General features: G+C 41.1%; 9 protein-coding genes. 5 read left to right on the plus strand and 4 right to left on the minus strand.

All coding sequences use genetic code 11. The features are described from left to right. Positions 1-56 precede the first annotated feature (56 nt). Positions 57-1,604: a tetratricopeptide repeat protein gene (locus MB09_RS15085; protein WP_084709167.1), complete on the minus strand. Its 1,548-nt coding sequence runs from the start codon at positions 1,602-1,604 to the stop codon at positions 57-59. Positions 1,605-1,996: 392 nt separating this feature from the next. On the opposite strand from MB09_RS15085, the gene MB09_RS15090 reads away from it, so the two are divergent. From MB09_RS15090 to MB09_RS15110, 5 genes are all read left to right on the plus strand, one after another. Then, on the plus strand, positions 1,997-3,625 hold the full coding sequence (locus MB09_RS15090; RefSeq protein ID WP_045081757.1) for a tetratricopeptide repeat protein: 1,629 nt from the start codon (positions 1,997-1,999) through the stop codon (positions 3,623-3,625). A gap of 108 nt (positions 3,626-3,733) precedes the next feature. Then, complete coding sequence (locus MB09_RS15095) at positions 3,734-6,046, plus strand: T9SS type A sorting domain-containing protein (RefSeq protein WP_045081758.1); 2,313 nt, start codon at positions 3,734-3,736, stop codon at positions 6,044-6,046. Positions 6,047-6,066: 20 nt separating this feature from the next. Then, positions 6,067-7,548, plus strand: coding sequence for a T9SS type A sorting domain-containing protein (locus MB09_RS15100; protein ID WP_045081759.1), 1,482 nt, complete (start codon positions 6,067-6,069; stop codon positions 7,546-7,548). Positions 7,549-7,830: 282 nt separating this feature from the next. Further along, the gene (locus MB09_RS15105) at positions 7,831-9,468 is read left to right on the plus strand and encodes a tetratricopeptide repeat protein (RefSeq protein ID WP_045081760.1); all 1,638 of its coding nucleotides are present in this window, start codon (positions 7,831-7,833) and stop codon (positions 9,466-9,468) included. A 107-nt stretch (positions 9,469-9,575) separates the two neighbouring features. Continuing rightward, complete coding sequence (locus tag MB09_RS15110; RefSeq protein ID WP_045081761.1) at positions 9,576-11,879, plus strand: T9SS type A sorting domain-containing protein; 2,304 nt, start codon at positions 9,576-9,578, stop codon at positions 11,877-11,879. An 855-nt stretch (positions 11,880-12,734) separates the two neighbouring features. Here MB09_RS15110 and MB09_RS15115 read toward each other — a convergent pair. From MB09_RS15115 to MB09_RS15125, 3 genes are all read right to left on the minus strand, one after another. Next, complete coding sequence (locus tag MB09_RS15115) at positions 12,735-13,556, minus strand: SDR family oxidoreductase (protein WP_045081762.1); 822 nt, start codon at positions 13,554-13,556, stop codon at positions 12,735-12,737. Positions 13,557-13,920: 364 nt separating this feature from the next. Beyond that, positions 13,921-14,187, minus strand: coding sequence for a SemiSWEET transporter (locus MB09_RS15120; protein WP_045081765.1), 267 nt, complete (start codon positions 14,185-14,187; stop codon positions 13,921-13,923). Between the two features lie 103 nt (positions 14,188-14,290). After that, the coding region (locus MB09_RS15125; RefSeq protein WP_045081763.1) for a YciE/YciF ferroxidase family protein at positions 14,291-14,767 on the minus strand (477 nt) is incomplete at its 5' end.

Raw genomic sequence — 14,767 nt, forward strand, 5'->3', positions numbered from 1 at the left:
GAAGACCACACGAATTAATAGGACATGGGAAAATAAATAATGGGACAACCAGATATTTAGATATGGGAGAGATACGGAAATAGTTCGGCTGTTTCTTGAAGTCCCATTTTTTTTGCGATACGCTCTTTTCTTTTTCTGCAGGCATCTGGGGTAATATTCAACAGCGATGAAATTTCCTTGATGGATAGATTCATGTACAAATAGGATAAAAAACGTATATCATTCACATTGAGATTTTGGTGTTTTTCCCGCAGCGAGCTCAAAAAACCGTGATTGGTTTCTTCAAAATGTATAAGAAAATCATCTTTGGTTTTATCCTTTTTGATTTGTTTGTTTAAAATGGCCACATACTTTCTGACTTCAGGTTTGTTTGATAAATCTACTTGCTCTTTAATGTTCTGTACCACTTCCTGCAATACTTCATTTCTATTGGACATATTTAATGCTTTAACCGCCAATGTCCTGTTTTTTGCTTCCAGTTCACTTTCCAGTTCCAGCATTTTAATTTTTTGATTTCTTTCAGCAATTATCTTTTTTTGCTTATCTCTAATGTGGGCATTTCTCCAGGTCCAAACAATCACTAGAATTATAAATACAATTGCACTGAAGGAAGCATAGAGCATTTTACGTTCTGCTTCATAATTTTTGGTTTTCTCTATCATTTCAATTTCATAATTCCTCATGGCGAACTTTACACGGTTTGCCTCAAACTGGCTACTGCTCTTTAGATGGTATAGACTATCCTTGAGAATTATGACCGTATCTTTGTATTTACTGGCCAATTCGTACTTTTTTTCCCTATAATTAAGATTTGAAAGATGTTGGAATATATTTATTTGCGTGTCCAAGCTATTATGGGGACTTTGGGCCAAGGCGGCAAACTCTTCTGCTTTTTTTATATTCGCTTCGCTTAACGCTATTTTGGATAGTAAAAGCAGTCCGGATGCTTTTTGTTCTATAAATTCCAAAGTGGTCAACTCAGGTATTAAACGCAATAATTCTTCCTTAGCGTTTTTGTGTTCATCACTTAAATAATAATTTTCGGCCAATGCATATCGCCCCTGCAATAATACATTTTGATGGTTTTGAAGAAGCGGCAGCGCCTTCTGCAAATACGCCCTTGCATCCTCGAGTCGGCCTGCGCTACTGAGTGCCAGTCCTAAATTGACGGCATAAAGACCCATCTTAAAACTATCGGTGTTTTTATGGGCAAGGGTATAAGCTTTTAAAAAATACTTTTCTGCCTCTGCAAGATTGTTTTCTTGATAGAAGAGAATCCCGATATTATTGAGAACGACCATTTCCTGGGTTGTATCCAAATAACTAAGGGCAATATCATAGGCCAGAAGGTAATTTTCAAGGGCTTCCCCATAGTCGGAAAGTTTATAGTAGTTTGCTCCAATATTGTTTAACGTCAAGAATAATTCTTTGTGCCAACCTTTTTCCTGGGCGATTTTCTGAACCTTGGTAAGTATTTCCAGAGATTTGGCATGCTTATTTTGATGCATCGCTTCAATAGCTTGCTGTATAAGTATATCACATTCGGGTCGTGTTTCCTCTTGTGCATTTATAATTAGAAATAAAAAAATTAGTAGCGACTTCATTGGGGAAACTTTTAATAGTGGATCACATATATTAATTAGGGCACAAATTATTATAAAAATGTGAATAGTATAAAAAAGTGCTTGGAAATAAATATGCTATAATCACTTACTTAAACCATGCATTAATTCCATAATATAAATCGTTCCTGATTTATTCAGTCTAATGATCACAGCATCCTCCGTGCCGCTGGGCACTCCTGGAGGGCTTCCAAGACCTGCGCACTACATTCCCTCTTCCTTTCATTTTTATGGAAACTTAGGATATTAAACGGGATTGAATTTTTTCAAAACAAGGGTTGACTAATTCTTTATAATACCATCTTGGTAAATGCGCTTTTGTTGTCATGGAATTCTTATATTTTCACCTCTCAAAAAAAACGTTACTTTCTCCAATGGATATTACTAAAAAATGCTTTCTCATTTTCATTTTATTTTGTGCTGCTGGCTATGGCCAAGTGGAAAGTAAATCGGAATGCAATGCAATGATAGAAAAGGGGATTGCGCTTATGTTTGAGAAAAAACATGTACAGTCGCTCGAGATTTTGTTGGAAGCAACCGCAATTGCCCAAAAGAATGATTGGAGCCAGCAGGAGTTTCGCGCCGTTCTCAATACGGGTTCCAACTACTACCTTATGTCCGATTTTGGAGAGGCCCTTGAATTCTATTTAAAAGCATATGAAATAGCTATAGAACATCTCCAAACTAAAGACGAATTAACTGTCTTGAATAATATTGGCATTCTCTATTTTCAAGAGTCAAACTTGCCCAAGGCTAGAGATTATTTTTTAAAGGCATATGAGCTTAGTAGCACTGATAAAAACAGCAATAAGCATGGGTATTACGCCATAAATCTCGCGCTGGTTTCCAATAAAATGAATAAGGCGGAGGATGCGAGTAGATATATTCAGGAAGCGCTTCCTCTGGTTAGGGACCAGCCCGAAATAGAAATTATGGCCAAAATGGCCTTGGCGGAAAATCTTTTTATTAAATCGAATTACGACCAGGCTCGGGAAAGGGCTTTAACCCTCCTCCCCCAGTTGGTGGGTGATGCCCACGCCGATAATAGGGTATTCGTTCTCCTGCTTATCGCCCAAATTTATGAAAGGCAACAAAATTATCAACTTGCCCTGCAATATGCAAGGCGAGCAAGAGCTGCCTCCAAATCGTTGGAAAATAGGGAAGATGTCTATGAGGCGCTTTCCAAGGCCTATATATCGTTACGGGATTATGACAGTGCCTTGCGTTATAAGGACAGTGTTATTATGGCCCGAGACACACTGCAGAAAATACGCAACATTACCCTCTATGAAAACAATAAAATAAAGTTTGAAATTCAGAATTACGCCCATCAATTAAGTGAAAGCCAACTGCTTTTGCAAAAGGAAAGGCGCTTTTTCTACAGCGTTGTGGTTTTCGGACTTCTGCTTTTTGTTTTGGCCCTTTGGATATTTCGAAACCATATTACAAAACAAAAGCAAAGAAAAAAAATTACCGAACTTGAACTGGAGCAGGAAAAGTCGAAACGTCTGCTGGCAGAAAAGCAAATACGGGAGCGGGAAATCGGGATAAAACTGGAGCAGCAGCGATTAAAAAATGAATTGGACTTAAAAAACAGAAAGCTTACTTCAAAGGCGGTCTATCTTTCCAGCCGCAACGAATTGATTGAGGAAATTGTAGAAACCCTCTCCGCCAATGCACAGGTAAAGGCACAACCCGAATTGCTCTCGCAGCTAAAGGCCCTGAGCAAACATCTTAAAAACAATCCCCAATTCGACAGTTTTTTCAGTCATTTTGAAGAGGTAAATCCTGGATTTTCTACTCGGCTTTTGGCCTTGCATCCCAACCTCACCCAACAAGATGTGCGGTTTATAATGTATCTCTACATGAATTTGGGAAATAATGAAATAGCATCTCTTTTAAACATTACGCCCCAATCCTGTAGAAAAAGAAAGGAGCGAATTTCCAAAAAGCTTGACCTGGGTGACGGGAAGTCATTAGCCGTTTATATTACCACAATCTAGGGGGCTGTCACAAATTTATACGGTCCCTGTCACAAAATGTCACGCCTGTTTCCTGCCTGTCCTTCTCGCAACTTTCTATTTTTACGGGTATAACCAAAATACATTTTTATGAAAAAGACCATTATTCTTTTTGTGTTACTTCTTATTGCCGTAGGACCTTCGGCTATGTCGCAGCTTAGTTTTGAGGCCCAGGACGATTACGGACAGCTTTACGACATTTTATTTGATTCAAATCAGGAAAACACCCTATATGCCAGAACAGTGGGAAACCATATTGTTAAATCGAGCGATAGTGGCGATACTTGGCAGATTCTTTATAGCGATCCTATGGTGCAGTATTGCACCTTAAGGGACCTTCGCCTTATCAATAACTCAGCAAGCCTGAGTTTTATAGTAAAGGCTGAAGGTACGGCCTATAATAAAGTTGTAGTATTAAACCTTACCGATGGAACGGTGCAAAAGGAATATAATGTTCCAAATCCACAGGAATCCGATATTTTAATTGCGAGTTATGATATCTATAGTCCTAACAACGATATTGCTCTTCTGCATACTACTTATACAATAAATTTCGGGTTTACGAATGAAGTGTTTTTAACTCTCGATGGCGGCGCCACTTGGAGAAGTATTTATTTTAGTCCCGATTACAGGGATATATCAATAAACAATGTGGCTATTTCTCCCAATAACCCAGACAAACTATTTCTTATGAGAGGGGTTTCGCCGGGGAGCGACATGGGGGGTCTGTTTGTCAGTGAGGATGGCGGTACCACCTGGGACGAAAAAATTCCAGGAAATACCTATAGTGCTATAGCATTCAACCCAGACAACAGCAATGATATTCTTTTAGGGACTTTTTATGGCTATGGTACCCACCAGGAGAATCTTTATCGCTCACAAGATGGTGGCGACACTTGGAACGTGGTCCCGTTAACCTATACTAGTATGTCCAACGACAACATCAATTTTATTAAATTTAATCCTACAAACCCTGCCAATATTGTGGTATTGGAAGAAAATGAAATAATTGTAACGCAGGACGATGGCCTTACCTGGGAGCATCAAGTTTATACTGCTATCGATCCTGAGGATTATTATTATGGATTGTCAGTTTCCTTCAATCCTTTTGAGGCCAACGATGTAATAATAACAACCGATTTTTACCCCTTCCGTTCGCTAGACGGGGGTATTACCCTTTCTAAACTTTCCAATCGTTTTGTAAATAGTACGGGTAGGATTGACGCCCATTTTGAATCGGGTGGGAATCATTTGTACTATGGTCTCAGAAATGGGTTTATCCATAAGGACTTGGATAGCAACTCCGAAACTGGATACCGCATGCGGCCCCTCAACAATACCTTTGGGGCAACCACCTTCCCGTATGCCGATGCGGAAGTGGAAGGAAGAATCTTTAACAGCAGTCGCTTTGGAATGAATTCAGTATTGGAAATGAGTACGGACCATGGCGCCAATTATATATCCCTTTACAGCAGTATGATGTTCTTGAACATTTATACTCTGGCTACCGATCCTAGCAATACCGACCTAATTTGGTTTTCATTTGGAGAAATGGCCTATAAAGTTGACGTTACGGATGTTTCCATGCCGATTATAACCGAAGTAAACCTGCCGTCAACCAATCTGTTATATGGAATCATAATTGATCCAATGGATTCGGATAGGATAACCATTACCCAAGGTACCGCGGTCTATAGTTCTACGGATGGAGGGGCTACGTGGGAAAACACCTCCTCCGGCCTGGAAACCTTGGTTGAGGGGCAGGATATGATTTTAGATGCCAAAAGAAATCCGTTAGACCCAAACGAATATCTCTTAGCTACCACCAAGGGGATTTATCTTTCAACAAATAAAGGACAAAATTGGGTGCGGACTTTTGAGGAGTTTGTGGACAAAGTAGATTTTTCCAATATTACTTCGGGTCATATAGTAGCTCGTAACCATTACTCCGATGGCTTTTTATATCCGCGGGCCAATTCTAGAATTATTTATTCAACCGATGCGGGTCAAAACTGGGAAGTTATTTCCGGGGAGGCGTTGGAGTATATCAATTCAAGTAGTTCCCTAGTACGTTTTTATGAAGATAATGCCGATGTGTTTTATGGAACTTTTGATACTGGGTTGGTGCGCTATAATATTGATTTGAGCACCCTTGATGTGGCCCAATCCCAATTAAAGGATGCTATTGCCATCTACCCAAACCCTGCCAGCACTAACTTATGGATTACCGCTGCAGATCTACAAATCGAGGATGTGAAAATTTATACCATCAAAGGACAGCTAGTAATTCAAGTATCGGAGAATATGGAACAAATTGACATCTCCTCATTGACTAGTGGTGTTTATTTAATAAAAATAGAGACCGCCAAGCAGACATTTTTCAAGCGATTATTAAAAAAATAAGAACCTAAAAATAAGAACATATGAAAGATTTAATCAAATCCATTCCCTTAACCATCATTGTATTGATGTGTATGGGAAACGTAGGCTTTGCCCAATTTACGCAAGAAGCTAAAATAGTAAGTGAAAATCGTGAGTCGCGTGCAGAATACGGCACTTCGGTGGCTATCCTCGACAGTTATGCTGTAGTTGGAACGTCCAGGGAGAATGTTGCTTCAGGGGCGGCATATATCTATCAAAAAGATACAAATGGCGAATGGTCCTACCTTCAAAGTTTGACTGCCCCGGATCCCAATATGGGGGCCGAATACGGAGGAGGGGCGAAACTGACCGACGATCTTATGGTTATTGCCGCGGGCAGGGCGGACGTTGACGGCTTGGAACGGGCTGGGGCCTTATATGTTTATCAACGCAATGGCTCTTCCTGGGAATATGACACTAAACTTATAGCCAGCGATTTTAGTGCAGATGCAAAGATGGGTATGAACCCTACTTCACTCGATATGGAGGGTGCTACCATTGTGGTAGGGGCGCCAGGAGAAACCTCATGGACTGGTAGCGTGTATGTATTTGAAAAATCTGGCGGAAATTGGAGCGAGGTCCAGAAAATATTGAGTCCAAATCCACAGCAAAATGATATTTTTGGAATAGGGGTATCCTTAGACGGGGATTATATGGTGATAGGCGCCAGTGAGGAAGACAATACCAAGGGAGCAGCCCATATATACCTGAGGAATAGCAGTGGGGTGTGGGAGCACCAGCAGCGAATAACTGCCTCTGACGCCATGGGGCAAGCTTATTTCGGTACTTCGGTAGCTATATCCAATTCAAGTATCGCCATAGGTGCCTACGGGCACGCCGGGGGCGCGGGCGCAACCTATATTTTTGAGGATGACGGGTCGGGCAACTGGATAGAGACCCAGAAAATCACCGCTTCTACGCCCTCCATTGAGGCTAATTTTGGGTGGAATTGTTTACTTCAGGACAATCATCTAATTGTTAGCGCTCCTCACCCTTATGGTGCGGAAAAAGGAGAGGTTTATGTGTATGAAAGGGTTGGGGGTTCATTTACCGAAATTCAAAAGGTGGAAAGTCTAGACCTCGCCCCGGAGGATTTTTATGGATGGAATATCGAGATGGATTCAAATCAATTGATTGTAGGCGCGCCGTGGGAAGATGAGGATGCAAATGGAGGAGACCCTGTGGATCGTGCAGGCTCCGCATATATTTTTAAAAACCCCTTATTAGCCCTTAATGACTTTCAGGACAATACGGAATTCCGCATATATCCCGTTCCAACCAGTAGGAACTTGACTATAGAAGCAAGTGGTACTATAAATAACCTAAGCCTTGTAAACCAATTGGGAGCTGTACTTATGGAAAAAAAGGTTATAGCCGCAACGCAGCATACACTTGATCTTTCCCAATATGCACGAGGAATCTATTTCTTGAACATTGGAATGGACAACGGTCAAACGGTAGTGAAAAAGATTGTTGTAGAATAAATTGAAATTTTTTCCTAGGATTGTTACCCCTTAAGAATTTTCTTGAGGGGTTTTGTTTTCCATCCTTTATTGGCGCATTTTCATTTCATCTAGGGAGGGCCAGTTGTCCTTAATTGGATTATGAGCAACTGTATGTAGCAAATATTACCACTTTTTTACCTGGAAAAAAAGGAAACAATCCGGAACCACATTCCATACTTCGGCATCGTTTTTTTGCTAATTCCCATTCAATAATTATGTCTTTTTTCGGATATAAGTTAACTTCACAACCTTTTTAGGTTTATGAAAGTAATCTCTATATTCTTATTTCTCCTTTTCGGCCCTTTTTTGCTGGCCCAGAGTACAGCAGAATTGGACAGTCTTTTGCTGCAGGGAATAAATGCGAGAAGTAATAAGGAATATTCCCGATCATTGGAATTATTGACCAAAGTACGCACGGTTGCCGAAGAAAACCAATGGCATAAGCAGCAGTTTTTGGCCATCAACAACATAGGGGCCAATTATTATTCCATGTTGGATTACGGGGAGGCACTGGACAACTATCTGGAGGCATATACCATAGCCTTAAAATACTTGGATGGAAATGAAGAGATGATTGTGCTTAACAACATTGCAATTCTCTATAGTAAGGAAGGCGACTTCCAAAAGGCAGAAGAGTATTTCTCCAAGGCCTATGTATTGGCCAAAGCGCATAAGGGAAAAGTGAAAATTGGGTTATATGCCGTGAATCTTGGGATCGTATCCAATCAACAGGATAAAATAGAGCAGGCCGCTACCTATTTGGCAGAGGCAAAGGAAATGCTGAAAAAGGAGCCTTCCCTGGCTATTTTGGTAGAAATAGCCTTGGCCGAGAACCATTACAAACGGGGAGAGCTCCCCGCTGCAAAAGCCCTGGCAGAAAAAATACTGCCAGAATTGGATGCCATTGCCTTTAGTGAAGAGCGGATTTCCATATTGGTATTGCTTTCCAATATTGCGGCAGATATGGGAGACATAAGTCAGGCCATTGAATATGCACAGGCTGCCCAAAAGGCTGCTGTAAATCCTGAACATCAAATAAGCGCTTATGGGCAATTGGCTGAGGTATATATTAAAAATGGAGCATACGATAAGGCCCTAACAGCAAAGGATTCCATTATTTCCCTCACCGAATCGCTAAACCAACTGAAAAATGGCCGATTGTTTGAAACCAACCGGGTAAAGTTTGAAATTGCCGATTATAGAAGAGAATTGCAACAGAGCCGGGAACTGCGGCAAAAGGAACGCACAACCCTATACAGCCTTTTGGGTATTTTCTTTTTGTGTATTTTGCTAATTGCCTGGGCCTTGTACAACAGCTATATAAAAAATAAGCAGCGAAAAAGATTGCATCAACAGAATAGGGAATTTATAGAATTGGAACTTCAGAAAAAAGAAAGTGACAACCTCCTGCTCGAAAAGCAATTGCACGCCAAGGAGGCGGTAGCTATGCTGGAGCAGGAACGCCTAAAGAATGAAATAGAAAATAGAAATAGGAAGTTAGCGGCAAAGGCCCTTCAAATTTCGGGGCGCAATGAATTGATAAAGGAGGTTATCAACAGTTTGACCCACCAATCTGAAGTTGCGCGCAATGCATTTTTATCCACTAAAATAAAGGAACTTAAAAAACTGCTCAAAAACGACTCGGAATGGGCAAGCTTTCTCACCCATTTTGAAGAGGTGAACCATGGGTGGCTTACAAAGCTTCGCAATAACCACCCCGAATTGACGGCCAATGATATTCGATATCTAAGTTATCTATATATGGATCTTACTACCAAGGAAATAGCCTCCCTCTTTAATATAACCGTCGAGGCCACCCGCAAGCGGAAAGAGCGAATTAGCAATAAAATTGGGCTGGAAGATAGCGCTGCCTTATATCCTTATATTACAACACTTTAATAGGGGATGTCACGCTTTTTCTAAAAGCCGTCGCACTAATTAGGATGAATTTTTAGGGCTATTGAAGATAATTCCTGAATATTGGGTTCCACTAAAAATTTTTAAATATGAAAAAATTTACCCTTCTCTTTGTTGTAATATTTATTTTTCAATCTGCCCTATACGCCCAGTTTGAGGTGACCGGTTCGGATGATTTCGGGCGGCTGTTTGATGTTACCTATGATGCCAACGTGCCCAATAAGGTGTATGCCGTAACTCTTGGAAACCACATAGTAGTTTCTGAGGATAATGGTGCCAGCTGGGATATTTTATATTCCCTTTTCATTGGACAGGGAGCGAGCATCCGCGATTTAAAACTCTCGCCAGATGGCACGGCCCTCACCTTTTCGGCATATTTGCCGAATAGCAGTTTAAATGAAATAAGAATATACGATATTGCCACCGCGGCCATTGTAAAATCCTTCCCATTGCCAAACCGGATGGATAGCGCCTATGTTACTTCATACGATTTTTATGACGGCGATACCGATATCTTATTGGTCGATACCAACTTTCCAGTAGGAATGAGTACTGAGGGGAAGACTTTTTACACGGCCGATGGAGGCAATAATTGGAATATGATCTACTACACCAATGACCATGACACCGTATTCTTAAACGACGTAGCCATAAGCCCAAACAATCCCGATAAAATTTTTCTCACCCGGGGCAATGGCAGTACCGGGGTGGACGGGGGTCTCTTTGTGTCTGAGGATGCGGGGCAGACATGGGAAGAGAAACTTCCTGGAATCATTTTGGATCCCATAAGTTTTGACCCGGCAAACCATCAACATGTTCTGATGGGTACGGGCATCAGTTTTGGAGGTACCGTTGAAAACCTGTATAAATCCATTGATGGGGGCGAAAATTTTAATATTGTTCCTATCACTTGGACAGCTGGAATTTTGGATTGCATCAACGTAATAAGTTTTAATGAGAACAACCCCTCACAAATCATAGTATTGGAAGAAAATGAAATTGCAATTTCGGAAGATGGGGGCAATACTTGGGAGAACTTTGTTTATCCGGATGATGACCCGCAGAGTTACTATTATGGGCTGCAGGCGAGTTACAATCCGCAAAATTCTGAGGAAATTTTTATCAGTGCCAACTATGTTCCCTTATTTTCTTCCGATGGCGGCGAAACCCTGAGTTGGTCCAAAAGCCCCTATTTTGTTAGTACGGGAAATATAGATATGTATTTAAATGGTGCGAATGCCAATCTATATTACGGCGTTCAATTCGGCTACGTGCATCGCGACCTCAATACCGGTACCGATACGCCTTATGATATTGTACCCTTGAATATTTTCTCAAACACTCCTGGCCAAACGCAATATGCAGATAAGGTTACGCCAAATCGTGTTTACACCTTTTCCTCCAGTTTTATGGGGTCTAGCCTTAGAATGAGCAACGACAATGGTGCTACCGAAAGCGAATTGTTGATGATTTTCGCCAATAGACTGACTGCCGTAGCAACCTTCCCAAATGCTCCCCAGACCATTTTGGCAGCCTTCGGAGGCTTCGAACCGAGTGAAACCCAGTTAAAGAGAATAGATTTTAGCGACATTAACAATATTTCGGTAACCGATATCACTTTACCCAGTCTTGATTACATCCATGAAATACTTATTGATGCTACAGGAAAAATTATAATGCCGGTTGGTATAGAAGTGTATTCCTCGATGGATGGTGGCGCCACTTGGACCAACAATAGCAGTGGCCTAGAGGTTATGGGTGCCAATGACCTCATTTTTGACCTGCAAAGAGATCCGTTGGATAATAACCGAATGGCCTTGGCAAGCTCAAAAGGCATTTTTATATCAGCGGATGGAGGTGAAAACTGGATGCGAAAAACCACTTCCCTGGTTTTTAATGTAGCCTTTTCAACCGAAACGGAAGGGGCGATGATGGCTTCCACATACAGTTCGGAATTTTCTGAATTTACACTCCATTACTCTACCGATGGAGGAGAAACGTGGGCGTCCATCAATAATGAACAATTGTTGGGTATAGGCTCGGGTTCCTCCTCCTATCTGTTTGGCGAAAATTCCGTGACGGCCTTCATCGGCTCCTTTGACCTTGGTCTGGTAGAATATACAGTAGATTTGAATGTTGCCGGATTCCCAGATTTTGGAAATGGCGATAAGGAAATAGCCATTTATCCCAACCCTGCCTCTGAGGTATTGAATATCAGTCTAAAAAACTCAAGCGTGAACCGAGTAACCCTTTATACGCTATTGGGTGCCAAGGTATTGGATAGGGAAGATACTTCCAGGGTAGATATTTCAAACTTGGCTGTGGGCACATATTTGGTGCGCGTATTGGATAGCAACAGAAAATTATTCTTTAAAAAAATCGTGAAACAATAGGCATTAAAATTTAATGATGTGGTGAAGGAGCTCCCGGGAATTTATATTTGGGAGCTTTTTTATTGTCGGAAATAGTGGATTCCTGAGGAATTTTACGGGTATTGTATTTTCCGTTCCGCATTGCCTTTTAGTTCATTTGTCGTTTCGGCTGTAACATACGATAGGCTGATTGTGAAATGAAATTTTTTTGATACTAAGTATTCGGGGGCAGCTGTTCTCTATTAATAGGAAGCACAAGAATTAGGTTTTTGCCATAGGAACATACCAACGCCAAAACTTTTCAATTAGGACCGAGGTTCTAAAAGTTGGTGTAAAATAATAAAGAGCCTATTGCCAGCACGGAAGATAAGGCTATTATAATGAGTATAAGATATTTCATTTGGTCGGATGCAAGCCAATTTCCTATAATTTTTGCAAGAAACATCTACTCAATTAGATTTATTGGGGCAGGTCAGTTTTTACAAATTGGGAAGCGTGGATTTGGGAGTTGAAAAGTAGGGAGGAATATTAAGAAAGCGTAATCCATTTAGGGATTAAGGTGACTCAAGTAATAATATAAGTGCATTGTGGATCTTATATCAGAATAAGTTTCGCCATCCAGACTAATTTCTCTATTTTTCAAAGTATATCCTGTCATCTGTTTATGTTGAACTTACGGGAAAAGAACCGTAAGGCCCATTTCAAAAAAATATGATGAATTAATTATTGTTAGCGGTAAAGACGATTTGCCGTATTTAGCATGGGGTTTTTTTCCCTATTTCTATATAACCCGTGCTGCCCTCGAGCATATGGACGAGAGGGAGTCATTGTTAATACCAGTTCGGTTACGGCCTATCGCGGAGCCCCCAACACAGATTATTTTTTGGAAGGATCTACCGTATCGGTCTTTAGTTCATACTGGCGTTCCTGATATTCCCTACATTTTTTCTCAAACTTCTCTGGAAAGACGGTGCGGAACGCGTGTTTATCCTGCGGAATAATCGCCACCATTTTCTCGATCATTTTCTGAGGATCGAACTGATTTTCAGCCATTTCCTTGGCTGCCTTTTCGATTGGTTTCTTTTGGGTGAAGTTATAATCCTCATCAAACCACTGTTTATAGGTGTCGTACATTCTATCGTTAAATCCAGTTTCGAAGGGTCCAGGGTTTATGGTGGCCACCGTAACCCCATGAGGTTTCAGTTCATCCCTCAAGCATTGGGCTACAGCTTCCAAGGCGTGTTTACTTGTATTATAGGCCCCCAAATAGGGATGGGTGGCTAGCCCTGCTATGGAGGAAAGAAAAACCACTTTTCCTTTCCCCTTCTCCACCATTCTGCGGATGATGGGTTGCGAAAATTCCAAGGTAGAAAAAACATTGGTTTCCATTACTTCCCGCATCAACCCTACGGGAATTTCCGCCAAGGGACCTGTTTGCCCTATTCCGGCGTTATTTACTAAAATATCCAAGTCGTATTGCCAGGCCTTTTCGCAATCAATAGGATCGAGGATATCCAATTTCAGAAGTTCTATATTTTTCTCAAACTCGGTTTCCTTTATGTCCGTAATAAAACGCGACATTTGCTCCCAAGTGTGAATGGCGGCAATCACGGTATGTCCTGCCTTTGCCAGGCCGATCGCTGTTCCCTTTCCCAAGCCGGAACCAGCTCCTGTAATCATGATTTTCTTCTTTTTCATAGTTTTTTGTTTTAAATATAAGTCCGTCCCACGTATTTGCCTGTGCTATTATCAAAACTTTAATAGAAATAAAAAGTATTGACGGCGAGATTTCCTGCCTTATGGTTATCGCAGTTGGCTCAAGGTGGTTTGATACTTTAGGGTTGGCTATAGACAAGGGGTTTGTAAGGGATGATTTTTCCCTTAGTTGTGCGGCGGTTGAAGTCAAGATGCCACGTATAGGTGCCCTTAACATTGAGGGCTCCAACTAATTACAAACGTTTCCGGTGGTCCATTGCAAGTAGGAATTTAATAAATTAAAATCGTCTCCTTAATCCCATGGCTTTGAAAAAAGTGGGTTATATCCATGTTCTCGATGTATTGATTATTTATCGTCTGCTTGATAAAATAGCATAATGATAAGCATAGAGCCGTTCAGCAGAAAGGAGATGCCATTAAATATTATGATGGGCAAATCCATTTTCACGAAGCCATATACTGTCCAGAGACCAACTCCAAGGATTAAAATTGAAAACATTAAAGGGGAGACATCCATAACCTTTTTCGTTTTCCATGATTTAATAATTTGGGGCAGAACGGCCAGAGTGGTCAGGGTGCCGGCCGCGTACCCTAAAATTTGTTCAATTTCCATTAGCATCTGGTTTTACGGTAGGTGTACGTGGGATATTATGTACTGAAGATTTAAATTCATAAAAAAGCCCGTTTTTTAACGGGCTTTTGTAAGTAGGGAAGGTTTACTTGGCCTTTCTATTTAGTCTGTCCTCTGCGAGATCGTTTAGCGTCTCATCGGCCTGATATTCCTCATCCAATGTTTTTTGCAACTTTTTGGCTATGGAATCGTGGCCTAACTCTTTGGCATAGCGAACCGCGGTGCCGTATCCAGAAATTTCGTAATGTTCTACCCGCTGTGCTTCTGCAATCATTCCTGCATCCTTTACTTCAGGATCCTTTACCTCATCAAGAAAGTCTTCGGCTTCCTTGATTAAACCTTTCATGGCCTTACAGGTTTCCCCTTTTGGATCTATATCCAATTCGTCACAGATTTCCTCCAGTCGGGCCTTGTGTTCCTTAGTTTCCTCCAAATGGTCCTCAAAAGCCTTTTTCAACTTCGAGTTGTGGGCATTCTTCACCATTTTAGGCAAAGCTTTTGTCAATTGATCTTCAGCGCTATATAAATCCTTTAGCTGATGTTCAAAAAGTTCTTCTAAATT

It is taken from the genome of Aequorivita vladivostokensis, assembly GCF_000952855.1.
GTDB classification, from domain to species: Bacteria; Bacteroidota; Bacteroidia; order Flavobacteriales; family Flavobacteriaceae; genus Aequorivita; species Aequorivita vladivostokensis.

Bases quoted from the DNA above. Each gene is read 5' to 3' on its own strand.
- MB09_RS15120 (WP_045081765.1), bottom strand. From the start codon at position 14,187: ATGGAAATTGAACAAATTTTAGGGTACGCGGCCGGCACCCTGACCACT.
- MB09_RS15090 (WP_045081757.1), top strand. From the start codon at position 1,997: ATGGATATTACTAAAAAATGCTTTCTCATTTTCATTTTATTTTGTGCT.
- MB09_RS15105 (WP_045081760.1), top strand. From the start codon at position 7,831: ATGAAAGTAATCTCTATATTCTTATTTCTCCTTTTCGGCCCTTTTTTG.
- MB09_RS15100 (WP_045081759.1), top strand. From the start codon at position 6,067: ATGAAAGATTTAATCAAATCCATTCCCTTAACCATCATTGTATTGATG.
- MB09_RS15095 (WP_045081758.1), top strand. From the start codon at position 3,734: ATGAAAAAGACCATTATTCTTTTTGTGTTACTTCTTATTGCCGTAGGA.
- MB09_RS15115 (WP_045081762.1), bottom strand. From the start codon at position 13,556: ATGAAAAAGAAGAAAATCATGATTACAGGAGCTGGTTCCGGCTTGGGA.
- MB09_RS15085 (WP_084709167.1), bottom strand. From the start codon at position 1,604: ATGAAGTCGCTACTAATTTTTTTATTTCTAATTATAAATGCACAAGAG.
- MB09_RS15110 (WP_045081761.1), top strand. From the start codon at position 9,576: ATGAAAAAATTTACCCTTCTCTTTGTTGTAATATTTATTTTTCAATCT.